The organism is Chryseobacterium sp. GTID13, from assembly GCF_056172655.1.
The window spans coordinates 413,934-437,325 of record NZ_JAOCMB010000002.1 but is presented as its reverse complement, the minus strand read 5'-3'; the positions used below and the strand labels follow the sequence as shown (position 1 = coordinate 437,325).

The 23,392-nt window shown below is 38.3% G+C and carries 25 protein-coding genes, 2 tRNA genes and 3 pseudogenes; 18 read left to right on the top strand and 12 right to left on the bottom strand.

Annotation, left to right across the window (positions count from 1 at the left end; genetic code table 11):
* Positions 1–62: 62 nt before the first annotated feature.
* The 9 genes and pseudogenes from N4G44_RS02300 to N4G44_RS02260 all read left to right on the top strand — a co-directional run bounded on the left by N4G44_RS02300 (position 63) and on the right by N4G44_RS02260 (position 7,593).
* Complete coding sequence (locus N4G44_RS02300; protein WP_474924446.1) at positions 63–659, top strand: toxin-antitoxin system YwqK family antitoxin; 597 nt, start codon at positions 63–65, stop codon at positions 657–659.
* A 5-nt stretch (positions 660–664) separates the two neighbouring features.
* Positions 665–1,195, top strand: coding sequence for an RNA methyltransferase (locus tag N4G44_RS02295; protein WP_474924445.1), 531 nt, complete (start codon positions 665–667; stop codon positions 1,193–1,195).
* A 261-nt stretch (positions 1,196–1,456) separates the two neighbouring features.
* Entirely contained in the window at positions 1,457–2,032 is a 576-nt protein-coding gene (locus tag N4G44_RS02290; RefSeq protein WP_228374738.1) for a CBS domain-containing protein, read from the top strand.
* A gap of 1 nt (position 2,033) precedes the next feature.
* A pseudogene (locus tag N4G44_RS02285) lies at positions 2,034–2,899 on the top strand (NAD kinase).
* A gap of 71 nt (positions 2,900–2,970) precedes the next feature.
* A complete protein-coding gene (gene fbaA, locus N4G44_RS02280; RefSeq protein WP_040993081.1) occupies positions 2,971–4,041 on the top strand; it encodes a class II fructose-bisphosphate aldolase in 1,071 nt (356 codons plus the stop codon).
* 91 nt (positions 4,042–4,132) lie between these two features.
* Positions 4,133–4,986, top strand: a pseudogene (gene accD / locus N4G44_RS02275) (acetyl-CoA carboxylase, carboxyltransferase subunit beta).
* A gap of 54 nt (positions 4,987–5,040) precedes the next feature.
* Complete coding sequence (locus N4G44_RS02270) at positions 5,041–5,550, top strand: DUF6973 domain-containing protein (protein ID WP_474924444.1); 510 nt, start codon at positions 5,041–5,043, stop codon at positions 5,548–5,550.
* A gap of 87 nt (positions 5,551–5,637) precedes the next feature.
* A pseudogene (locus tag N4G44_RS02265) lies at positions 5,638–7,039 on the top strand (nucleoside recognition domain-containing protein).
* 161 nt (positions 7,040–7,200) lie between these two features.
* A complete protein-coding gene (locus N4G44_RS02260; RefSeq protein ID WP_474924443.1) occupies positions 7,201–7,593 on the top strand; it encodes a hypothetical protein in 393 nt (130 codons plus the stop codon).
* Positions 7,594–7,608: 15 nt separating this feature from the next.
* Here N4G44_RS02260 and N4G44_RS02255 read toward each other — a convergent pair whose 3' ends face one another.
* From N4G44_RS02255 to N4G44_RS02235, 5 genes are all read right to left on the bottom strand, one after another.
* Positions 7,609–8,151, bottom strand: coding sequence for a ferric siderophore ABC transporter substrate-binding protein (locus N4G44_RS02255; RefSeq protein ID WP_474924442.1), 543 nt, complete (start codon positions 8,149–8,151; stop codon positions 7,609–7,611).
* An 8-nt stretch (positions 8,152–8,159) separates the two neighbouring features.
* On the bottom strand, positions 8,160–8,495 hold the full coding sequence (locus N4G44_RS02250; RefSeq protein ID WP_474924441.1) for a hypothetical protein: 336 nt from the start codon (positions 8,493–8,495) through the stop codon (positions 8,160–8,162).
* 32 nt (positions 8,496–8,527) lie between these two features.
* Positions 8,528–8,926, bottom strand: coding sequence for an ExbD/TolR family protein (locus N4G44_RS02245; RefSeq protein ID WP_073062335.1), 399 nt, complete (start codon positions 8,924–8,926; stop codon positions 8,528–8,530).
* Between the two features lie 9 nt (positions 8,927–8,935).
* The gene (locus tag N4G44_RS02240; RefSeq protein ID WP_474924440.1) at positions 8,936–9,640 is read right to left on the bottom strand and encodes a MotA/TolQ/ExbB proton channel family protein; all 705 of its coding nucleotides are present in this window, start codon (positions 9,638–9,640) and stop codon (positions 8,936–8,938) included.
* Positions 9,641–9,811: 171 nt separating this feature from the next.
* Entirely contained in the window at positions 9,812–10,273 is a 462-nt protein-coding gene (locus N4G44_RS02235; RefSeq protein WP_048501512.1) for a hypothetical protein, read from the bottom strand.
* A gap of 168 nt (positions 10,274–10,441) precedes the next feature.
* Between N4G44_RS02235 and N4G44_RS02230 the strand changes: the two genes are divergently transcribed.
* The 3 genes from N4G44_RS02230 (at position 10,442) to N4G44_RS02220 (ending at position 13,676) form a co-directional block, all read left to right on the top strand.
* Entirely contained in the window at positions 10,442–12,238 is a 1,797-nt protein-coding gene (locus tag N4G44_RS02230; RefSeq protein WP_474924439.1) for a DUF885 domain-containing protein, read from the top strand.
* 100 nt (positions 12,239–12,338) lie between these two features.
* Positions 12,339–13,226: a DUF6438 domain-containing protein gene (locus tag N4G44_RS02225; RefSeq protein ID WP_474924438.1), complete on the top strand. Its 888-nt coding sequence runs from the start codon at positions 12,339–12,341 to the stop codon at positions 13,224–13,226.
* 3 nt (positions 13,227–13,229) lie between these two features.
* The gene (locus N4G44_RS02220) at positions 13,230–13,676 is read left to right on the top strand and encodes a DinB family protein (protein WP_474924437.1); all 447 of its coding nucleotides are present in this window, start codon (positions 13,230–13,232) and stop codon (positions 13,674–13,676) included.
* 81 nt (positions 13,677–13,757) lie between these two features.
* Here the strand turns inward: N4G44_RS02220 and N4G44_RS02215 are convergent, their stop codons facing one another.
* On the bottom strand, positions 13,758–14,378 hold the full coding sequence (locus N4G44_RS02215; RefSeq protein WP_265132016.1) for an endonuclease III domain-containing protein: 621 nt from the start codon (positions 14,376–14,378) through the stop codon (positions 13,758–13,760).
* Positions 14,379–14,411: 33 nt separating this feature from the next.
* On the opposite strand from N4G44_RS02215, the gene bcp reads away from it, so the two are divergent.
* The gene (gene bcp, locus N4G44_RS02210; RefSeq protein WP_474924436.1) at positions 14,412–14,861 is read left to right on the top strand and encodes a thioredoxin-dependent thiol peroxidase; all 450 of its coding nucleotides are present in this window, start codon (positions 14,412–14,414) and stop codon (positions 14,859–14,861) included.
* A gap of 175 nt (positions 14,862–15,036) precedes the next feature.
* Here bcp and N4G44_RS02205 read toward each other — a convergent pair whose 3' ends face one another.
* The 6 genes from N4G44_RS02205 to N4G44_RS02180 form a co-directional block, all read right to left on the bottom strand.
* On the bottom strand, positions 15,037–15,570 hold the full coding sequence (locus tag N4G44_RS02205) for a GNAT family N-acetyltransferase (protein ID WP_474924435.1): 534 nt from the start codon (positions 15,568–15,570) through the stop codon (positions 15,037–15,039).
* Entirely contained in the window at positions 15,539–16,201 is a 663-nt protein-coding gene (locus N4G44_RS02200) for a hypothetical protein (RefSeq protein WP_474924434.1), read from the bottom strand. Before N4G44_RS02200 ends, N4G44_RS02205 begins: the two co-directional genes overlap by 32 nt.
* Before the next feature lie 31 nt (positions 16,202–16,232).
* Positions 16,233–17,315, bottom strand: coding sequence for a mannose-1-phosphate guanylyltransferase (locus N4G44_RS02195; RefSeq protein WP_474924433.1), 1,083 nt, complete (start codon positions 17,313–17,315; stop codon positions 16,233–16,235).
* Positions 17,309–17,617 (bottom strand): hypothetical protein, encoded by a 309-nt coding sequence (locus N4G44_RS02190; RefSeq protein WP_474924432.1) that lies wholly within the window; start codon positions 17,615–17,617, stop codon positions 17,309–17,311. The genes N4G44_RS02195 and N4G44_RS02190 overlap by 7 nt, the downstream gene beginning before the upstream one ends.
* A 68-nt stretch (positions 17,618–17,685) precedes the next feature.
* The gene (locus tag N4G44_RS02185) at positions 17,686–17,907 is read right to left on the bottom strand and encodes a hypothetical protein (RefSeq protein WP_474924431.1); all 222 of its coding nucleotides are present in this window, start codon (positions 17,905–17,907) and stop codon (positions 17,686–17,688) included.
* A gap of 1 nt (position 17,908) precedes the next feature.
* Positions 17,909–19,246 carry a TolC family protein gene (locus N4G44_RS02180; protein ID WP_474924430.1) on the bottom strand — a complete coding sequence of 446 codons (1,338 nt, stop codon included), beginning with the start codon at positions 19,244–19,246 and terminating at the stop codon, positions 17,909–17,911.
* A 98-nt stretch (positions 19,247–19,344) separates the two neighbouring features.
* On the opposite strand from N4G44_RS02180, the gene N4G44_RS02175 reads away from it, so the two are divergent.
* The 5 genes from N4G44_RS02175 (at position 19,345) to N4G44_RS02155 (ending at position 23,390) form a co-directional block, all read left to right on the top strand.
* Positions 19,345–20,589: a bifunctional folylpolyglutamate synthase/dihydrofolate synthase gene (locus tag N4G44_RS02175; protein WP_474924429.1), complete on the top strand. Its 1,245-nt coding sequence runs from the start codon at positions 19,345–19,347 to the stop codon at positions 20,587–20,589.
* Positions 20,590–20,631: 42 nt separating this feature from the next.
* Positions 20,632–20,706: transfer RNA gene (locus tag N4G44_RS02170), tRNA-Val, on the top strand.
* Between the two features lie 34 nt (positions 20,707–20,740).
* A tRNA-Val gene (locus tag N4G44_RS02165) sits at positions 20,741–20,815 on the top strand.
* A gap of 200 nt (positions 20,816–21,015) precedes the next feature.
* On the top strand, positions 21,016–22,188 hold the full coding sequence (locus N4G44_RS02160) for a hypothetical protein (protein WP_474924428.1): 1,173 nt from the start codon (positions 21,016–21,018) through the stop codon (positions 22,186–22,188).
* Entirely contained in the window at positions 22,188–23,390 is a 1,203-nt protein-coding gene (locus tag N4G44_RS02155) for a cysteine peptidase family C39 domain-containing protein (RefSeq protein WP_474924427.1), read from the top strand. Before N4G44_RS02160 ends, N4G44_RS02155 begins: the two co-directional genes overlap by 1 nt.
* Positions 23,391–23,392: the final 2 nt, after the last annotated feature.

Below are 23,392 nucleotides of genomic sequence, written 5' to 3'. Positions count from 1 at the left end.
AAATATAAGTATTTTGCTATTTTTGAAATAAAAATATCTATGAAATACTTTTTTTGCTGTTAATGGCCGCGTCATCGTGGGCTACAGCACAAAAACCATGCGGATTCAAAGACGGGCTGCAGGAAGGATCCTGTAAAGATTTCTACGAAAACGGCCAGGTAAAACAGGTAGTGGAATGGAAAAAAGGTAAAATAGACGGTGAGGCCGTTTATTATTACGACAACGGAAAAGTACAGGCCAAAGGAGAAAATAAAAAGGGCTATAAAGTAAAAGAATGGTCCTATTATGACAAAAACGGTGTCCTTACCTCCAAAGAGGTTTTCAGAAACGGTGAAAAAAACATATATGATGACAGTTCTACTGCTACTTTTTACTCTCCGGCCGGCAAAATAACTGAAGTTTCCAATTACAGATTAGGAAAACTGAATGGTGAAACCAAACTGTTCCATGAAGATGGAAAATCTGTAAAACAGATCGGGCAGTATGAAAACGGCCTGGCTGTAGGAAAATGGAAAGCGCTTTACCCATCAGGAAAGGTACAGCGTGAAACAGAATTTGCCAACGATAAATGGAATGGAACCCGGGTTCATTACCGTGAAGACGGTAGCATCGAAAAGACAGAGGTCTACAAAGACGGAAAATTAATCTCAACAAAATAAAACAATTGGTACAGAAACTAAAACTGGAAGAGCTCAACAGAATAGATGTGGAAACATTTAAAAAAGTTGAGAAAATTCCATTGGTCATTATTTTAGACAATCTCAGAAGTATGCACAATGTGGGAGCCTCTTTCAGAACGGCGGATGCTTTTCTGATCGAAAAAATAATTCTCTGCGGCATTACCCCGCAGCCGCCACACCGTGAGATTCATAAAGCTGCGCTTGGAGCTACGGAAAGTGTGGATTGGGGACACGAAAGCGACATCAATACCGCAATCAGTGATTATAAAAGCCGTGGCTATGAAATCATAGGAATTGAGCAGACAACGGATAGCGTCATGATTACGGATTTCAAGATTGATAAATCTAAAAAATATGCCCTGATCTTAGGAAATGAGGTGGAAGGAATAAGCGATGAAGCGCTGCCGAATATTGATACCTTTCTTGAAATTCCTCAGCTTGGAACCAAGCACTCTCTGAACGTAAGCGTATGCGGCGGAATCGTGATGTGGGAATTCGCAAAAGCCCTAAAATAAAAAAACTGCATATGTCCTTAAAAGACAGTGCAGTTTGAAATAAATCTAATAAAAAGTAAAAATGAAAGGCGACAAAGGTACCTTTTTTTCTTTACAAACAAATTTTAACACCATTTTTTTTATTTTTCCTGAAAAAAAGTGATGTTTTGAGAAAAAGTTTCATTTAATTTTTTATAAATTAGCACAATGTTTATCAAGGATTATATCTCAAAAGACTTTCCGTGTTTTAGCCTTACTGACTCAATAGAATCAGCAAGAAATATGTTAGAGGATTTTGGATATTCCCATATTTTCATTAAAAAATCCCATCACTTCTACGGAGCTATTGCGGAAGATTTTCTTTATGAAGATGACGGGATACTGAAGGATCTTGAGCATCAGATCGAGCGCTTTGCCATTCTGGAAGACAACAATATTATGGACAGCATCCGTCTGTTCTATACTTTCAATGCCAATGTGATTCCGGTAATCAATAAGAACGAAAAATATCTCGGGTATATCACCTGTGAGGATATTTTTCAGAATCTTTCCCGGTATCCTCTGTTTTCAGAAACGGGGGCTATTCTTACCATAGAAACTCCGGCCAGAAAGTATTCGATGACGGAAATCGCCAATATTGTGGAAAGCAACAACTCGAAATTCTATGGTGGATTCATCACTTTAATGTCCGATGAAGTAATCCAGGTAACCATTAAGATCAGCAATGAAAACCTGTCTTCGATAGACGCTACTTTTGACCGCTACGATTACAGAATTGTTGAAAAATACTATTCTGATGAAAAATCGGATCTGTTTAAGGACAGATTTGGGTTTTTCCAAAAATTCATAGAAATATAACATGAAGGCAGCCATATATTCTCAGAAAAAAGACCTCGATACTTTTTTATATTTAAGCAAGTTTATCTCAGAACTTGAAACCAGAGGCGTAAAATCTGTTCTGTATGACGAAATGGCTGAAGCCCTTCAGTTCTCAAAGATATTTGAAACATTCAACAGCAAGCAGGACCTTCTGGACAAAGAAGTAGACCTTTTTTTACCTTCGGAGGCGATGGAACGATCGTGAATTCATTAACCTTCATTGAAGATCTTGAAATTCCTATCGTAGGGGTGAATACCGGAAGATTAGGTTTTTTGGCCAGCTTTACCAAAGAAGAAGCCTTCAAAGAACTTGATGCTATCCTGAAAGGTGATGTTAAAACAAGCCGCCGTGCTGTAATTGAAGTTGTTTCTCCGAAATCCGGTGATTTTTTTCCGTATGCCCTGAATGATGTTACCGTCTCCAGGAAAGAAACCACTTCCATGATCACGGTGGATTCCTACATCAATGACGAATTTTTGAATGTATTCTGGGGAGATGGAGTAATTGTTTCCACACCTACGGGTTCCACGGCCTATTCTTTAAGCTGCGGCGGACCGATTATCTCTCCGAACAACGAAAACTTTGTCATTACTCCCATCGCTCCGCACAACCTGAATGTACGGCCATTGGTTGTCAATGACAGGGTAGAAATAAAATTTAAAGTAGAAAGCAGAGTGCCACAATATTCTCTTTCCCTGGACTCACGACTAGTCCATATAGAAACCGACAAAGAAATTATCATCAAAAAGGCCGCTTTTCAGATTCTTCTGGTACAGCCGAACCATTTAAGCTTCTACGAAACGATCCGCCAGAAGCTGCTTTGGGGCAGGGACAAAAGAAATTAGTAATTCCTCAAAAATGATTACCTTTACAGGAATTTTAAAAACGCCTAATAATTTAAAATAAAAAGTAAAACATGAGCAGAATTTTTCCGGCAGGAGTTGCCACAGGTCAATTAGTTACTGATATTTTTCAGTATGCCAAAGAAAACAAATTTGCACTGCCTGCAGTAAACGTAATTGGTTCAAGCAATGTAAATGCTGTTATGGAAACCGCAGCGAAATTAAACTCTCCTGTCATCATCCAGTTTTCAAACGGCGGAGCTGCTTTTAACGCAGGAAAAGGATTAAGCAATGACGGTCAGAAAGCAGCGATTTTAGGATCTATTGCCGGGGCTAAACATATTCATACTCTTGCAGAAGCTTACGGAGCTACTGTAATTTTACATACGGACCACTGTGCAAAGAAATTATTGCCTTGGATCGACGGGTTATTAGATGCAAGTGAAGAGCATTATAAGCAGACCGGAAAGTCTCTTTATTCTTCTCACATGCTGGATCTTTCTGAAGAGTCTCTGGAAGAAAACCTTGAAATCTCTACCAAATATTTCGAAAGAATGGCTAAAATGCAGATGACTTTAGAAGTAGAAATCGGTGTTACAGGTGGTGAGGAAGATGGTGTAGATAATTCTGACGTTGATAACTCTAAATTATACACTCAGCCTGAAGATATCGCTTACACTTACGAAAAGCTAAAAGCGATTTCTGACAATTTTACTATTGCAGCAGCATTTGGTAACGTACACGGAGTTTACAAGCCAGGAAACGTAGTTCTTACGCCAAAAATTCTTGACAATTCTCAGAAATACGTTCAGGAGAAATTCGGAACAGCGGCTAAGCCGGTAAACTTTGTATTCCACGGAGGTTCAGGATCTACTTTGGAAGAGATCAGAGAAGCGATCGACTATGGAGTTATTAAAATGAATATTGACACTGACCTTCAGTTCGCTTACACAGAAGGAGTTAGAGACTATATGGTTAACAATATTGATTATTTAAGATCTCAGATCGGAAACCCAGAAGGAGAAGAAAAACCAAACAAAAAATTCTATGACCCGAGAGTTTGGGTAAGAAAAGGTGAGGAAACTTTCTCTACAAGACTGGTTAAAGCGTTTGAAGACTTAAATAACGTAAATACTTTAAAATAAGAACTGTACATTTGTATTAATGTAAAAAGTATTCATGAATGGATGCAGTTTACATTAATACATTTTACATTTATACCCTAATACAATCAAAATGGCATTCGACTGGTTTAAAAGAAAAGCAAAAAACATTACCACCTCTACTGATGAAAAAAGGATGTTCCCAAAGGCCTTTGGCATCAGACTCCATCAGGAAAAATAGTGGAGCATGATGAACTGAGAAGAAACAACTATGTTTCTCCTGAAGACGGATTTCATGTAAGAATAGGAAGTGCAGAATTTTTTGACATCCTTTTTGACGAAGGTAAGTTCACTGAACTGGATGCCAATGTTGAAAGTATTGACATCTTAAATTTCAAGGATACAAAACCTTATAAAGACCGTTTAAAAGAAGTAAAAGCAAAGACAAAGCTTACCGATTCCATCAGAAACGCAGTAGGAACTGTAAAAGGAACTGAAATGGTGGTTTCCTGTATGGATTTTGCTTTTATCGGCGGATCTTTGGGTTCCGTAATGGGTGAAAAGATCAGAAGAGCGGTAGATTACTGTATCGCCAACAAGCTTCCGTACATGATCATCTGCCAGTCCGGAGGAGCAAGGATGCAGGAAGCAACCTACTCCCTGATGCAGCTTGCCAAAGTTCAGGCTAAGCTTGCCCAGCTTTCAGAAGCAGGACTTTTATACATCGCTTACCTGTGTGATCCTACTTTTGGAGGAATTACAGCTTCTTTCGCTATGACAGCGGATATTATCATGGCTGAACCGGGAGCACTGATTGGTTTTGCAGGCCCAAGAGTAATCCGTGAAACGATCGGAAGAGATCTTCCTGAAGGTTTCCAGACTTCTGAATTCTTACAGGAAAAAGGATTTGTAGATTTCATTGTAAAAAGAACAGAAATTAAAGATACGGTAGCCAAAACAGTTAATTTATTAGCTGTAAATGCTTAAGATCTGTAACAAACACTATACAATCTCTCTCTAATTAGGGAGAGATTTTTATTTATGAGGACTTTCAAGATATTTTTTAATGCCATCCGCAGCATGAGCCTGAAAAAGATCATGCGTCTTTTATCGCTCCTTCTTCCCCATCCCATTTTTGCTATATTAAGCTTCTATGCAACGGTACAAACCTTTAGCATTGCTCAGAAAAAATTCCCGAAAACAGCCTCTAATAATGGTATCGGGAATGCTTACAGACATGCATTATGGTGCTGCTTCATTATGATGTACTGCTGCAAGGTTTCCTCACCCAAAAAAGCATTGGATTTCTGTAAAAGATTAACGGATATGCATGAGGAACTCTTCCCCAATGAGCCTTTGGAAACCAAAATGGACCTTCACAACAACAAATTCGGGATGGATTATTTCATGGAATTGTTACCAGGAATTCACAGACAGTTTTTTGAAAAAGGATTTTTTATCGACAGCCTGGAAAAGAAGATGGCAGATGCAAAAGTTTTGAAAAGCCTTGATGATGATTTTGAAGGGCATCTGGTTTATCTAAAGGATTAAAAATAAAATAAAGACTTCCCTACAATAAAAGTTTTTTCAGGTTTTACATTAAATTTATTATCTTTTCTAAAATTTTAATTTAAACGAATGGTCCTCAGCAGAATTTGGTCGGCTTTCATTATTATTGCCATTGCCATAGCCGGTATTAAATACATTTCGTCAGACCACTACAAAACCATCTTCAATGACATGGTGGTAGGAAAAGGTGGTGATACGGTTCAGATCGCTTCCCAGCCCATGAATACGCTCTCCCTGTTGTAAGGGACAGTCTGATGAAAAAAATGATTTTGCAGACAGCAGGATCCATTACAAAACCGATTCTTTAAAACAAGAAGCAAAAGTTTACCGCGTTCAGGAAGCAGATGGAGTAATAGGAACTTCCGAAACAGCAGTAAAGATCTGTATTGGTCTGATCGGAATTATGACCTTGTTCATGGGATTCATGAGTATTGCTGAAAAAGCAGGCGGGATTAATCTTCTAAGCCGTTTTATACAGCCCTTTTTCTCAAAACTGTTCCCCGATATTCCTAAAAACCACCCGGCTTTCGGACATATGCTGATGAATTTCAGTGCCAATCTCCTGGGGCTGGATAACGCTGCTACTCCATTTGGCTTAAAAGCGATGGAAAGTCTCCAGACTTTAAATCCCAATAAAGATACGGCCAGCAATTCGCAGATTATGTTTTTGTGTCTCCACGCAGGAGGAATGACACTGATCCCGGTCTCCATTATTGCCATAAGGGCTTCAATGGGCTCTAAAACCCCGACTGATATCTTCCTGCCATGTATGATTGCTACTTTTGCAGCAACATTGGCAGCGATGATCATTGTTTCTTTATACCAGAAAATCAATTTATTAAAACCTGTCGTTCTTGCTTACGTAGGCGGAATTTCAGCTGTTATTGCGCTTCTGGTCGTCTATCTTGTTCAGTTAAGCAAAGACGAACTGGATACTTTCAGTAAAGTTTTAAGTAATGGTTTGATTCTCTTCATCTTCCTCGCCATAGTGCTGGGAGCTGTTTACAAGAAAATCAACGTTTTTGATGCTTTCATTGAAGGAGCAAAAGAAGGTTTTACCACCTGCGTCAAAATTATTCCTTATCTGGTTGGAATGCTAATCGCAATATCTCTTTTAAGAACTTCCGGCGTTTTCGATGTCATCATAGACGGCATGAAATGGGTAGCCAACACAGCTGGTTTTGACCCAAGGTTTGTGGACGGCCTTCCAACGGCATTAATCAAACCTCTTTCGGGTTCCGGAGCCAGAGGGATGATGGTAGATACGATGTCAACTTTCGGAGCGGATAGTTTCCAGGGTAAACTTGCAGCAGTTCTTCAGGGAAGCTCAGATACGACGTTTTACGTAATTGCTGTTTATTTCGGGGCTGTAGCCGTAAAGAATACCAGATACACGGTAATTGCCATGCTTCTGGCAGATTTAGTGGGTGTTATTGTTTCAATTGCACTGGCTTATTTGTTTTTTGCTTAAGGAATGGTGGCTTCGAGTGCCTCAGCCACCCAGGAATAGCCGTCGCAAATATTTTCCAATCAAAATATTTAGGAATAAGTATCACAAAATAACTAACGACAAACACAGATAGGTGGCTGAGGCTCTCGAAGCCACCGTTACTTTAAATACAAAAATCAATTATGATCACAGATAAAGAATTCACATTAAGATTAATACGCCAGTTAACTCAAGCACTGGAAAAACTTATTTTAGACAAGCCTGAAGAAAGTTTAATGCAGAAAGAATTAGATTTTGATTCTTTGATGAGGGATATTTTCAAATTTGATTTTACTGTACTTTCAGCAAAAACAAAAGAAGAAATTATAGAAATCGTTAATGAGAGACAGGAAAGAGATCACAAAGATTATTACGAAATGCTGGGTAACCTTTTCTATTTTAAAGGCAAACAGGATGCTAATAATGAGTTTTTAGACAAAGCAAAAACGTTCTACGAATTGTATCTGCAGACGAGCGGTATTTTCGCACTACCGGTGATCAACAGGATCAATGAAATAAAAAAAGCACTTGAGTAAAGTGCTTTTGTATTTTTAGAAGGTTATTTTATAAGTTCCTGTGGAGGATGTGCTTGCTTTTTCGGCTTTCACATATTTCTTAACCCATGCTATCGCATTCGATGTAATGCAGGGATCGGATGTTCCGCCTGACCTTTTCGCTGAAACTACATTTCCGGCTTTATCCACAGTGTAAGCAACTGTAATTGTACCGCTTGATTTACAGCTGTTTGCAGGCTGTTCTCCTCCTCTTCCCATAGTTCCGGGAATGTATCCTACCAGTTTTCTGTCAATACCCACTTTGCTGTCTCCGTTTCCGTCACCTCCTAAAGGATCTCCGGCATTTCCTATACCGGTTCCCGTACCCTGGCTTCCTGCTTTTGTTCCTCGCCCTCTGATCAGGTTTCCGATGGCGGCATTTCCTTTTCCGTCGCCATTTCCAGTTTTGGAATTAGCTGTTGTTGCGCCCGATTTTTTAGTAGTTTTTGAAGCGCTTGAACTTGTTGAAGTCTTTTTATCTGTCTTTTTTGATTCTTCTTTCTTAGGAACGCTTACTTTTGAATTGTTCCCTGTCAGCACTTTTTCCTTTACCTCAGTTTTTTTGGTTCTGGTGCCGGTTCTGGTTTTATGACCGTTTTTGTTTCCGGAACAGGGGTTTCTGCCGGCTCAGGGGTTACTTCTTCCGTAGCAGCAGCTAAACTTCCCGGCTGATCGGCAGGTTCTTCAATACCGTTTCCATTCCTGTTGTCTCCGAAGTTAACAAGCATTGTTGTGATCACTTCATCTTTCTGCTTATCCAGCTCCGGCTTCAATTTATAAAGAAAAACAAAAAGTAAAATTGCAGACCAGATAAAGATAGAAAGTAAGGCACTTTTTATCCTGTCTTTGTTTTGCTCGTCTTTGTTTACTGTATAACCTCTCATTTCAAATGGTTCTTTCCGGCTGGCCGGAGGCATTATTTATCTTTAACGGTTGCAATCGCAATATTAAATTTATTCTTTTCAGCAATTTCCATTACAAAAACAACATCTTTATGCATGGTATTTTCATCTGCCCGTATGGTAAAAGATTTGTTGGTCTGACCTGTTAGTTTGCTGACAATCAACGATTCAAGCTGATCTCTCGTCACCGGGCTGTCATCTACAAAATAAGATCCATCCGGTTTGATACTCACTGTCAAAGGATTAGGAATATTATCTTCCACGGCCCCGGCTTTTGGCAACTTTACATCAATCGCACTTTGATTGGCGGCTGATGAAGTGATCATAAAGAATATCAGCATCAGCAAGATAACATCGGTCATCGCTGCCAAACTGAATTCGGGATTCGCTTTATTTCTTCTCTGAATTTTCATAACGAAGATTTATAAAGGTTTGTTGATAAGGTCTAAAAATTCCCCTGACATATTCTGTGCTTTCAGTACAAACTTATCAATTCTGGTCAGAAGAATATTGTAGAAAAAGTTAGCAGGGATAGCTACAGCCAAACCTACTGCCGTTTGTCCCAAAGCCGTATAGATACCTTCAGACAATGTTTTAGGCGAGAATGATCCCGTTGCATGGGAAAGGTTGAAAAAGGCAATAATCATCCCGATAACCGTTCCCAAAAGACCTAACATTGGAGCAATACTTGGCACTACAGCCAAAAGATTCAGGTTTTTCTCCATATTGGCTACCTCTACCTGGGCCTGGGATTCCATGGCACTTACAATATCTGAAACAGGGCGTCCAAGCCTTGAAATTCCTTTTTCCAGGATTCTGCCTTCAGGAGAGTTCTGTCTTTTACAGTAATCTGCGGCAGATTCTATTTTACCTTCTTTGATAAAATCTTCAATATTATCCATGAAGTTAGCATCTGTTTTCGAAGTCATCCTTTTGATAAAGAAAAATCGCTCAAAAAACAGGTACAGCGAAAATACACCCAAAGCCAAAACGGTAACCATCACTATTTTAGCGAAAGCCCCTCCGTGGAACATGATCTTCCAAAATGAAAATTCTAAATCGTCTGTTGCAACTGCAGGAGCAGTAATCTGTGCAAATAAAATCTGAGTAAGTTCCGTTAACAGCATTAATGTGAATTTTTATAAAAATTTAACGACAAATGTAGTGGAATATTATGAATTGCTCTCTTAAAAATTGCTTAAAAACAACTTAAAATTTGTTATGACTGGAAAACAGCAAATTTCTTTCCAAAAGAAAATTTGAAAAGAAATTTGTTTTAAAAAATAATGAGAAAACGGTTAGTCTTCGTCTATATTAATATCGTCCTGCTTGAATTCGCATTTTAAGCGGAATGGGATCGGTGTCCCTGATCCTGTATAGAAATCGTCGATAGTCCCTTTCCAGATGACCTGAAGCTCGTCCTCCTCATTTTTCTCAAACAGGAGCTCGTTATCGTAGATAAAGGCCTCTTCGTCATCGAACAGATCTACTTCTGTATAGGTTTCTTCATCAGAATCATTGATTTTGATTGTTTTTCCCTCAATCTCTTTCGATTCAATCGGAAAATCAAAAATTTCAAGTGAAAGCTGCGGAAAGTTGTACTGTAATGAATCATCATCTACATGATCCAAACTGTCATCCGTTATAATTTCAACCTCTAGAAAATGCTGCTGGTTGCTGTAGACCGCTTTACAATAAGTATTTCTAATATTGTATTTTAGGGTTTCCTCCGGATGGTAAATTTTTAAAATCCCTTTCATTATTTCTTAAAAAAGAGCTGTAATAATATGATTGTTAAATGTTTTAGACAAAGATAAAAAATTGATTCAATGTTGAAAATATTTTGAAAATTATTTTTTTAAATCATTATGATTGAGTATTCCGTATATGCCAATAATACTTACTTTTGTCTCATAAAGATTCTGAAAATGAAAAACATTTTATCAAAAGGTATTTTAGGGCTTGGACTGGTAATCAGCCTGGCATCCTGCAAAAAATCTGATTCTCCGCTGACGAAGGTGACTCCTACGAATATGGATTCTATTGCATCCAATTATTATGAGCAGTATCTTAAATTATATCCTTTGGAGGCTACCTCTCAGGGAGATACAAGGTATAATGACCAGCTTCCTATCAATATCGACAGGGATTTTATTTCCGGTGAGGTGGCCTTCTACAACTCGGTTCAGAAGCAGCTGGAAAATGTTGATTATAAGAATCTTTCTGATGAAGAAAAGGTGGTTTATGACGTTCTGGACTATACTTTAAAAGATAAAATTGAGGCATATGCCTACCATCCGGAATACATTCCTTTTACCCAGTTTGGAGGACTTCCCCTCAACTTCCCTCTCTATGGAAGCGGAGAAGGAAGCCAGCCTTTTAAAACAGAAAAAGACTACAGCGACTGGCTGAAAAGAATGGAAAAATTCCCGGACTGGATGAATGCAGCGACAGATAACTTCCGAGAAGGAATCAATAATAAGATTGTTCTTCCTAAAAAACTGGTTATCAAAATGATTCCCCAGATGAAAGCTGAAGAGATCACAACAACTGACATGGCCAAAAATATTTTTTACGGACCTATCAGAAATTTCCCAAAAAGCTTTACAAAAGCCCAGAAAGATAAATATTCTGCTCTGTATGCTGATGCGATTACCAAAAAAATCATTCCGGCTTATACCAAGATGGGTACGTTTCTGGAGAAGGAATACCTTCCTAAAGCCCGTGATACTGATGGATACAACAGCCTGCCGAACGGAAAGGAAATTTACAGGTATTATACGAAAAGCTGGACTACAACCAAGAAAACACCTGAAGAGATCAACAAAATAGGATTGCAGCAGGTAGCCATGCTCCGTGCGGAAATGGAAAAAGTAAAGCAGCAGGTAGGTTTTACAGGAACGCTGGAAGAATTCATCAATTTTGTGAAAACGGATCCTAAAGCAATGCCTTACAAGACTTCTAAAGAGGTTCTGAAGGGATTTAATGATATTTTAGCGAAGATCACCCCGAAACTGAAAACTATGTTCGGTGTAACCCCTAAAACGAAGTTCGAAATCAGACAGACGGAAAAATTCAGGGAAGCCAGCGCAAGTGCGGAATACATTCAGGGAACCCCTGACGGAAAAAGACCGGGAATATTCTATATTCCGCTCCCGGATCCTTCCAAGTTCAATGTAACTTCCGGAATGGAATCGCTTTTCCTTCATGAAGCTATTCCGGGACACCATTATCAGGTTTCGCTCCAGCAGGAAAATACAAAACTTCCTAAGTTCATGAGATTCGGATGGTTCGGGGCTTATGGAGAAGGCTGGGCGCATTATTGTGAAACTTTAGGCCCAGAGTTTGGACTTTACACAGATCCTTACCAGAAAATGGGATATCTGAGCGACCAGATGCTGAGAGCGGTAAGACTGGTTGTAGATACAGGAATACACACCGGCACCATGAGCAGAGAAGAGGCCATTAAGTATTTCCTGAGCAATATTTCTTATGATGAAGCCGGCGCTACTGCGGAAGTGGAAAGATATATGGCCATGCCGGGACAGGCTTTAGGCTACAAAATCGGATCGCTTCGCATCCGTGAGCTTAGAGAACAGTACCAGAAAGAGCTAGGAAAGAAGTTTAATCTTGCCAGCTTCCATGATGAGATCCTAAGCCAGGGATGCCTTCCGCTTGATGTTCTGAACAGAAAGATGGAACTTTGGGCGAAGAAACAGAAATAATTTTTTTAAAGAGATATAAAAATCAATAATTTTGACGAAGCAGTTTAGTAAACTGCTTCGTCTTTTTATTTTACACATGGCCATGAAAAAAAATTTCTCTTTGATAACTACTTTATTTTGTCTGTCCTTTTTTTACAGCCAAAATCAAAAGATTTTTAACAGGATTGATTCATTAACCTCAGCAAAAGATATTCAAAAGTTTATTGAACATAAGGACAATAAAATAAACTATTACCTAAATGTTGAAGACAAAATAAAATATGGTTCGCATTGCTCTTCAATTGGAGATAGTCTGAAATTAAAGCAGAACTGGGAAAAAGCAGATTTTGATAATAACGGACTGACAGATCTTTTGGTAACAGGTAATAGCTCTGATGGCCCTAAAACCATTTACATATTAGATAAAGGAACTCATTTTGAATCAAAAAACCTTAGTAAGGGAAAACTTTATGAGGAATGTTCATTTTCATCTGTAAAAGATAATAAGATAGAATATTACAGCATAAAAATTCTCGATAGATATGGATTTTTAAGCAATTTAATCAAAGAAAACCTTATTTATAAAAATGGAGAATTTATTGAAGAAAACCTGTCTCCGAAAAAACATAATATCCTGGAAATAAAATTTAGAACTTCAGGATCTCATTGGAATCATTATACTTTCGAGATGGAAATCGTATCAAACAAAGATGCAACATGGACTACCAAAGATGATGGTTTCATACCCTCTGGCGTTTATACATCAAAACTTTCAGAAAAAGATTTTAAAGAACTTATCGACTTTGTAAATTACATTGATTTTGAAAATTTAAATGATGAATATAATGTCTCGTATTCGGATTCTCATACAGGATATTTGACAATTACTTATGATAATTTAAAAACTAAAACAATCCGTGATTATGGATTAATGGGAACGAGAGGCTTAAAAAAGCTTTACGATATTCTGGTAGAAATGAAATTAAATCAACATTGGACAAAATTATAAAATATGATCATAGAAAGCCTGAAATCTCTCTACAACAGAGATTTAAACAAATTAAAAGCAGAAATAGAATCTTACCGGAATGAAACCGCCATCTGGAAAACCGATAAAAACATTTCAAATTCCGCTGGAAACCTCTGCCTGCATCTGGTTGGCAACATCAATCATTTCATAGGAGCAGAGCTTGGTAAAACCGGCTATATCAGGAACAGGGAGCTGGAATTTTCATTAAAAGACATTCCCCAGGCAGAACTTATTGAGAAAGTGACAGCCACAGCAGACACGGTAGATCAAGTACTCAGCCAATTAACTCCTGAAGATCTGGAAAAAGAGTATCCTTTGGTTGTTTTCGGAGATAAAATGACAACTGGGTATTTTCTTATTCATCTGATTACGCATCTGGATTATCATTTGGGACAGATCAATTATCACAGAAGGCTGCTGGATATTTAATACCTGTTAACTACCCCGTCTTTTTGCTATGCAAAAATCCACCCCTTCAGGGAAGGGGAATGGTGGAGCCGGAAATATCGTTTATTTTTCGAACATCATTTTCGTAATGAAATCTTTCTCTCCTTTTCCTCTGGCGGGAGAATATTCTCTGCCGTAATAAATAATCTGCAGGTGGAGTTTGTTCCACACTTCTTCCGGAAATAAGGCTTTTGCGTCTTTTTCCGTTTCTACCACGTTTTTACCTGAAGTGAGCTTCCATTGCGTCATCAGTCTGTGGATGTGCGTATCAACAGGAAAAGCAGGAAATCCGAAGCCCTGGCTCATGACCACAGAAGCGGTTTTGTGACCTACTCCCGGAAGGGCTTCCAGTTCTTCGTAGGTTTGGGGAACGATACCGTTGTGTCTTTCGAGTAGAAGTTCCGCCATTCTTTTAAGATTTTTGGCTTTGGTATTGGACAGCCCTATTTCTTTGATCAGTTCCTTGATCTGGTATTCTTCCAGTTTGGCCATCCTTTGCGGGGTGCCGGCGACTTCAAAAAGATGGGGCGTTACCTGATTGACCTTTTTATCCGTGGTCTGTGCAGAAAGCGCTACAGCAACCATTAGCGTATAAGGATCGGTATGATCTAAAGGAATCGGTGTTGTGGGATATAATTTATCCAGTTCTCTCTGAACAAGCTCAGCTCTTTGCTTTTTTGTCATGTAACCATTAAATTTGAACAAAATTAATTCATTATGTTGAAAGTAGGAGATAAATTACCTGAATTTGAAGGAACAAATCAGGATGGAGAGACCATAACCTCATCGAAATTAACCGGAAAAAAGTTAGTTGTTTTCTTTTATCCTCAAGCCAATACTCCTACCTGTACTGTAGAAGCCTGTAATTTGAGCGATAATTATTCAAAGCTTGAAAAAGCCGGTTACCAATTGCTTGGAGTAAGTGGAGACAGTGTAAAGAAGCAGAAGAATTTCCATAACAAATTTGCATTTCCTTATGACCTTATTGCTGATGAAAGCCATGATGTTATAGAGAAATTCGGCGTTTGGCAGGAAAAGAAAACATTTGGAAAAACCTATATGGGCATTGTGAGAACCACTTTTATATTTGATAAAAAAGGTATTTGCACAAGAGTGATAGAAAAGGTAACTTCTAAAACGGCGGCAGAACAGATTCTGGAGGGATAAGTGAAGAGATTGGAAGCTGGAAGAGGGATGATGGAAGTACTATCGGGCATTATTTTAATGGTCACCATAGACTATGATAACGTAGATTTAAAAACAATAAGCTTGCGTTACAGTTATGTTTTCAGGCTTTCAATGGCTTCCTTCTTCCAGCTTCAAATTTCCCAGACATTGAAATCTATTTCGTTTCAAAATACATCAGCTCTTCATCGTCATTCGGAAGCGTTACGTAATTTTTGAATTCAAGCCCCAGTTTTTTGATCAGCTTCTGAGAAGAAAAGTTATCTTTTGAGGTGATCGCTGAAATTTTCTTCAAACCATGTTCATCCATCCCGATAGATTTTACCTTTTGGGCAGCCTCATAGGCGTATCCTTTGCCTTCGAATTCTTCCAGCAGGGAAAATCCTATATCCACCACATCCAGCCCTTCCCTTTCAAAGATCCCTACACCGCCAATTTTTTCACCTTTATCTTTGGTAATGGCCAAGTAGTTTCCAAAACCTAATTTTTCAAATTGCGGAAGAAATCTGTCCCGGATATAGTTTTCTGCATCAGCAACCGTTTTAATATTGCGGTCACCAATAAACCTGATAAAGCTGGGCTGGTTGTAAAGATCAAAAATAAATTCTTTATCCTCCAGAGACATTGGCCGAAGGATCAGTCTTTCCGTTTCGTAAACGTTATTTCCGTTTGGTTGATTTTTTAGGCTCATCTTTGGGTTCTTCTTTTTTCTGGATTTTTAAAAGTCTCGGGTTATTGGCGCATTTCTTATTGTAAAGTTCAATATAGGTACCATTATCCTTTACATTGGAAACTGCTCCGGAAGACTTGTTTACCGTTAAAGTATAGTGCGTTTTCTGATACGGGCATTCTTTTGAGGTAAGTTTTCCCATATCCAGATAATAGTGGCCCGGATCTTCGTAATAATTTCCTGCTACATCTTTAAATTCTTCGTCTACCATATATCCGTCGGCCGTCAGTATAATGGCTGCCTCTTCTGCATTGTCTATTTTCCCGGCAAACTTCTTCAGACCTTCAAGATCTGTTATATAATTTGTTTTTCCGCCTGCATTATAGGCAATATAATAAAAGCTGTCTTCTTCAGGAAACAAATTGAACCCAGAAAACTGAGGTGTATAATCTGTTTTTCCACCTGATGTTTTGATTTCCTGGTTTTTTCCGTAGTTGTTATAAACCAGGACCCAGGAATCTACTCTGTCATTCGGGATAATCTGCTGCAGAATATTCGGGATACCAGAAAAGTTCTTCTTGTTCTGGGAATATCCTAAAAATCCCAAAAGCAGAAATACAATGGCTGTTGATCGTGTTGCGGTTTTTATCATAATTCAAAAAATCCGTAGAAATATACCCAAATTACATGAATTTATCGCCTTTCTTAAAACTTTTCAGATCAAGGACATAGTCTTTGATCAGCTGATCATTGTCCCTTGGGCAGATCAGCAGTGCTTTATCCGTATCTACCACAATAAAATTTTCCAATCCGTCAATAATCACGGCTTTGTTATTGTTTTTGAGACGGATAATGTTTCCTTTGGAATTATAGTTCAGAAAATGTTTCAGGTTTACAGCATTTTCGTTCTCATCCTTTTCTGTATTCTCATATACGGAAGTCCATGTTCCCAGATCACTCCATCCAAGATCCGACGGAATTACATAAACATTTTTTGCTTTTTCCAGGATACCGTTATCGATAGAAATTTTCTGAACTTTCGGGTAAATGGTTTCAATACAGCTGTTTTCTTTTGCCGAATTATATTCACAGGCCATGAAATGCTGCATCATTTCAGGAAGATACAGTTCAAACGCATGGTGAATGCTTTTTACGTTCCAGATAAAAATCCCGGCATTCCAAAGAAAATCACCACTTTCCAAAAAGCTCTGGGCAATTTCCAGAATAGGCTTTTCTGTAAAGGTTTTTACTTTAAAATAATCGGAGCCTTTCTTTTCCACAAACTGGATATATCCGTAGCCGGTATCGGGTCTTGTTGGTGTGATTCCCAGCGTCACCAGGTAATCATGACTGGCTGCAAGGTCAAAAGCCAGCTCTACTTTCTCCAGGAATATCTCTTCTTTCAGGATCAGATGATCCGCCGGAAGCACGATCATCGTTGCATCCGGGTTAATTTCAGCAATCTTATTGGCCATGTACAGGTTACATGCCGCTGTATTTTTCATCAGAGGTTCTCCCACAATATTCTCTTCAGGAATTTCCGGAAGCTGCTGGTGGGAAAGCGCAACATACTCTTTATTCGTAATCACGAATATCTGTTCTTTAGGAATGATGCGGCTGATTCTGTCATAAGTCTGCTGAATCATGGTACGCCCTGTTCCTAAAATATCCTGAAACTGTTTCGGAAATTTATGTGTACTCATGGGCCAGAACCGGCTCCCGATTCCTCCCGCCATGATCACACAGTATCTATCTGATTTTAACATTCTTGCCTACATTTTTCAACCCTAGCCAGAGGCTTGAAAGAATACTTCCTTCCCGTAGCCAGATTCTTACAAAGATAGTTTTTTTTAATCAGACCTTCTAACAAATACTTTTCGTTCCGGTATATAAAAAATTCTCCTTTTTGAAGTTCTTCAATGAAATGCAGCCTATCATCTTGTTTTTCAGTATGAAAATATCTTACAAGGTCCGGGCTGGCCATGAAATTGGCTTTCGGAGATTTCGAAAACCTCACAATGATGGGTCTCAGGTCTTCATCATATACCTCAAGGCTTTCAAGAAGCATATTTCTAAATGTTTCTTTCCACTCATTTCCGTGCGGTGATATTCTTCGTCCGTACTTTTCAAAGGCGATCAGATGAGCCAGTTCATGGGTAAGGACAAAGAAAAAAGTGGCGGCGTCAGGGTAGAATTAACCGTTATTTCATGAGAATTATCCGGAAGTTTTCTGTAATCTCCCAGTTTGGAATTCCGGCCCCGCGTCACTTTTATATGGATATAGTAATCTGCAAACCAGATTCTTAAAAATTTATGGGTGTTTTGTGGTAAATATTTTTCTAATGACTGGATAGACATTTTACAAAGTTAATGGAATTCCTGAATAGAAGTTCAGCAGTTTAAGACTGAAAAGATAATTATATTTTGCCTGTGCAACCGATCCCTGTGCATTGGCATAGTTATTTCTGGCCACGTTCACATCGTAAATAGTAGATCTTCCTGCCGCATAGCTTTTATCTGCAAACTCCAGGGCTAATTTTGTACTTTTCTCCGTTTCTACTGCTGCAAGGAATGTTTCGTAATTGGCATCAGCATCAAACTGAGCTTTCTGTACATTCTGTCTCACAGTTTGTTTCTGCTGTTCAAGAGTATTTTTAGCAACACTCTGATTAATTACAGATTGTTCTACCTGCAATCTGGTAATTCCTTTATTGAAAATAGGAATGTTTAGAGAGAGACCTACATTCTGACCAAAGTTATCCTTATACTGCTTGAAAAAAGATGGATCATTAACAATGTTCCCAAGCTGGTCATAGTTTTTGCTTAACATATTATTATAGAACGAGGAAATACCGGCACTTGCGGTCAGTGTCGGCCAAAAACCTGTTCTGGTAACTTCCGTCTGTGCTTCAGCAGATTTAATCCTGCTTTCTGCCGCTTTTATCTGAGGCTGATTCTCATAAGCCGTCGCAAGAACATCATCGACAGATTTTAGCTGGGAAGGAAGCGTATCTGAGACCGTGACATCTTCTACATCAAAACCTTTGTAATCAGGAAGCTGTAAAAGCTGAACAATGGCAAATAATGCCCTTCCTACATTTATTTCTGCCGTTTTCAGGTTTTGCTTTTCTCTGGCAAGTGCTGCTTCAGCCTCTGCAAGAACTGTTTGTGCAGTAGTTCCTACCTGGGTCGTTATTTTCGCTCTGTCATATTGCTTCTGGGCATTTTCCACAGCGCTTTGGGAGATCTTCACAATCTCTTTATTCAGAAGAACTGTAAGGTACTGCTGAGCGATCTGGAGGGAAATATCGTTTTTGATCGTTTCTACATCGTATTGGCTGGCTTCTACATCAAACTGTATTTTTCTGATGTTTTTCTCCAATCTGCCATTATTGTAAAGCAGAACATCCGCACCCAGGTTCGCACTGTTGTTGAACCTGTCATTCCTGATACTTCCCGTACCCAATGGAAGCTGTCCGAAACTCACTGAATTGGACATTCCCGCTGATACAGAAGGCAGGTATTCTTTTTTAGCCATTTTAAGATTGGAATCCTGGATCTGTTTAGAATATTGATTTTGGATAACCTGAAGATTATGTTCCACGGCATAGTCCACACATTCTCTTAAGGACCATTTCTTCTGAGCACTCAGCCCCAGACAACTTAATCCGAAAACGATAATCCAAACTTTTTTCATATTAATAATTTTCCCAATTAGACGAGCCAAATATAAAAAAGTTACAGTTTAAAAAAATTATTGTTTCTTTTTAATAAAACTTTTGAGAATTTTGTATCATGACAACCGAACAATATCAGGAATCTGTCGACTGGCTTTTCGTACAGGCTCCCAACTACCAGATTGACGGCCTTAAAGCCTATAAACCGGGACTAGACAACATCACAAAACTTTGTGCTTTCTTTGGCAATCCGCAGGAAAAATTACAATGCATCCATATCGGGGGAACAAACGGAAAAGGATCCTCAAGCAATATGCTGGCCTCAGTTCTGCAGGAAGCAGGATATAAAGTGGGATTATACAATTCCCCACACCTTATTGATTTCACGGAACGCATTAAGGTAAACGGCAGGAACTGCGATAAAGAGTTTGTCTATGATTTTATCCAAAAACTTAAAACACTTCCCCAAGATATCCTTCCTTCGTTTTTTGAATTTACAACCATTATGGCTTTTGAATATTTTTACCAGCAAAAGGTAGATTTTGCCATTATTGAGGTAGGGCTTGGCGGAAGGCTGGATTCCACGAATATCATTAAACCTTTGGTTGCCGCCATTACGAATGTACAGCTCGATCACCAGAATATTTTAGGAGATACCATTGAAGAGATAGCGGCAGAAAAAGCAGGGATTATCAAAAGCGGCATTCCGGTTATTTCAGGGGATGAAAACGCAGCTGTTAAAAACATCATCAGGCAGAAAGCTGAAAAGGAAAATGCTCCGTTTATTGATGCAACGTCGATACAATCTGATTTAACCTCCGATTTAAAAGGAAATTACCAAAAGAAAAACATCAGGGTAGTTCTTGCTCTAATAGAAGAATTAAAAAAAATAAACATTTTTGTTTCCGGGGAAAATATTAAGAAAGGACTACAAAATGTTCATCAGAACACCGGTTTTATCGGCCGCTGGTTCGAATTCTCAAAAGATCCGCTTACGATCTGTGACACGGGACATAATCAGGCCGGGCTGGAATATGTATTTTCCCAGCTGAATTCTATTGACCGCCACAAACATGTTATCCTGGGTTTTGTCAATGATAAAAAAATAGATGAAGTAATGGCTCTTCTTCCTGAAAATTCAGAGTTTTATTTTGCAAAACCATCCATCAACCGAGGTAGACATCCCGAAGACTACGAAAATCTTTTGCAGGAGGCAAAAATTTCCTATAAAATTTTCAATTCTGTACAGGAGGCGTATCTTTCTGCAAAAGAGCGCTGTACAAAAGAAGAAATGATTTTTATAGGCGGAAGTAATTTTGTTGTGGGAGAATTTTTAGAAAAAAATTTGGAGATTTCCGAATAAGTCGTATATTTGCACCACTCTAAACGAGGATACAAGTATAGAGGGTTCTTAGCTCAGTTGGTTCAGAGCATCTGGTTTACACCCAGAGGGTCGGGGGTTCGAATCCCTCAGGACCCACAAAAAGGAAACTGAAGCCTTTCAAAAAATTTCAGGGCTCTTAGCTCAGTTGGTTCAGAGCATCTGGTTTACACCCAGAGGGTCGGGGGTTCGAATCCCTCAGGGCCCACAAAATCTCTCAGTTTCCTGAGAGATTTTTTTATGTCTAAAACTCTTTAGATTTACCTTTTTCAAGTTTTCCATCTTCCCTTTCTTGATTTTATATTACAATCAGGATAATATTTTATCACGTCAAGTTCTGGCGCAGGTAAGGATTAGCTTTGCTTTAGTAACATTAAAACAAAATATTAATTACTAAAACACAAGCTTATGAAGAAATTATTTGATGATGAGTGGAATGATGGCCTCTCTGAATTCAAGATCATTCCAATAGAAGATTTAAACAATGAATTTGTGCGGAATAAGAGTGCTTTGGGAGATATCATAATCAATAAAGATAATTCTCCTGATTACAGAAGCCCATTCCATGACTACAGAAATACTCCTTTAGGTTATTCTTATCTGACAGATAAACCCGTATCTGTATTTGCTTCAACAGGAGTCAATGAGGAAGGAGAAAAAGGATATGAATATTATGCAGAAGTACTTCCCTGTGAAACAGGTTCACAGGTATATGGAAGTTATCAGGCCAATGCCAGAAAGGAACAGGCTCTATTTTTGTTCTATGAGAAACCTAATCCCAACAAATCAAACTTCTCTGGAGATTTCTATATTGCCAAAATGGGTGATTACTTTGTACAACTCTTCAAGAGGTTTCCAGAACCATTACCCTCCAGTGTAAATGGTCAGTTTTTCAGGAATATAACTTCTATGGAAGATGAAGCGGCTTATCTAACACAATTAGCCTATACTCTTGAAAAAGATAAAATTAATGCCGCTCTTGTTCATCAGGCCTTAATGAGAGAGTATCAATTTTATACAGGAGACAGAAGGTTTGAAGAAATCATAGGAAATATCTCATCTATTCCTGCTGATGCTATTGGATGGTGTGCTGAAAAGTTAGACGCTTTTAAACCTACAGAGAAAAATTACAATCCTGAAACTAAAGATTATTCCCCCTTAATACCCATCATAGGAGGAGCTAATTTGAACAAGGCAGCACAATTCTTTGAAAACCTGGGAGACAATCCTTTCGTTCAGGGTGCTGAAGTTGCTTTTTCAAAGGTCTGGTCTTTGGTAAAACAGGCTGCAAGTAAGGTTAAAAATGCCTCTATAGAACACCTTCCCGATGCTTTTAAAAATCTGGTTAATAAGATTACAAGTGCCATTAATGATATTAAATCTTTTCTTACCGATGTAAAAGATGACCTAAATGAAATGGTAAAACAGGGAGTAGAAGTTCTTAAATTAGCTAATGCCTTTTATTGTGGTGTTAACAGTGGATTGACTAGTCTTATCCAATGTTTACTGTATATTTTAGAGTTTTTTTACAGCCTACAACTACTTTTTCCTATCAGCAGTATCTTGAAAGAAGAGATTTAATGGAAAAAGCAGAAGATGTATTGGATTGGGTAACAGAGAATGTTCCTAAGTTCTTACAAGGAGTCAAAGACCTATTCAAAGCCAGTGGAAGCATTTCAAAGTCTGATATGGAAGGAATACTGGATAAGATGAAAGAATACTTTGGAAACATTTCACGCTATACGGCAGCTTTTTACGTAGGTATTTTTGCTTTTGAACTTCTCATAAACATTCTCCTTCTTATCTTTACAGAAGGTGCAGGGAATGTAGTAAAAGGAGCTACTTATGTACAAAAAGTAGCAAGTTTATTAAAGGTTCTGGCAAGGGAAACTGTTTCTGTAGCAACACTTGGGATTACAGATTTGCTGGCTTTTCTTTCAAGATTTATTGTTAGATTTGGGAAAGCTTGTGCTAAGGGATTTACTGGTTTTACCAGATTCATTGAAGAATTATTGCAAGGTGTTAAGAATGGTGCTAAGGCAGAGGATTTAGCCATGACAGCTGAGGAGATTGAAGAAATTGTGTTACAGGGAAAGAAAGCACAGAGCATTTTCAACATCCTTGCCAGTGCAAGAATAGGCTTTAAAAAGCTTGGTATTGAAATTCTGGCTAAAGCAGATGGTTATCTTCTGAAATGGAGAGAAAAACCTATCTTCAAAGGTGATTTTAAAGAGGTTAATGTTTTCTGGAATAAGATTCTGAAACCTAGAATAGGAACTGGAACAGGTGGAATTTTAAAGTATCTTGAAGTTCTTTCCAGAAATATGGTTGCTCAGGAGCATAGTATGTCTTGTGCTGCTGCATGTATCAGGCAATTAGCTAAAGATAATGGAATAGAAATGACTGAATCTGCTATAAGAAAATTGGCTGGAACTACTGAGGATTTTGGAACTACTGATTTAGGTGTAGAATTAGCATTAGGTGATGTTTTCAAGGACAAGACAATTGAAGCCATAACTTATGTAAAAAACTCTGATGAGTTAATGCCTGAAATAGTTACTCATATTTCTAAAGATGGTAGTTGGATTGGAAACATCCATCCTATTGGAGGAAAAAAACACGCAGTCATTATTGAGAAAGTAATTGATAACAAAGTATATATAAAAGACCCGTGGCCATTGGAGGGAATTGGAAAAGAAAATGGTGTAGAAGCTATTGTAGATCTTGAAGAATTTTCAAAAGTTTGGTTAAGAGGTGGTGCTAATAAATTTAGAATTAAATAATT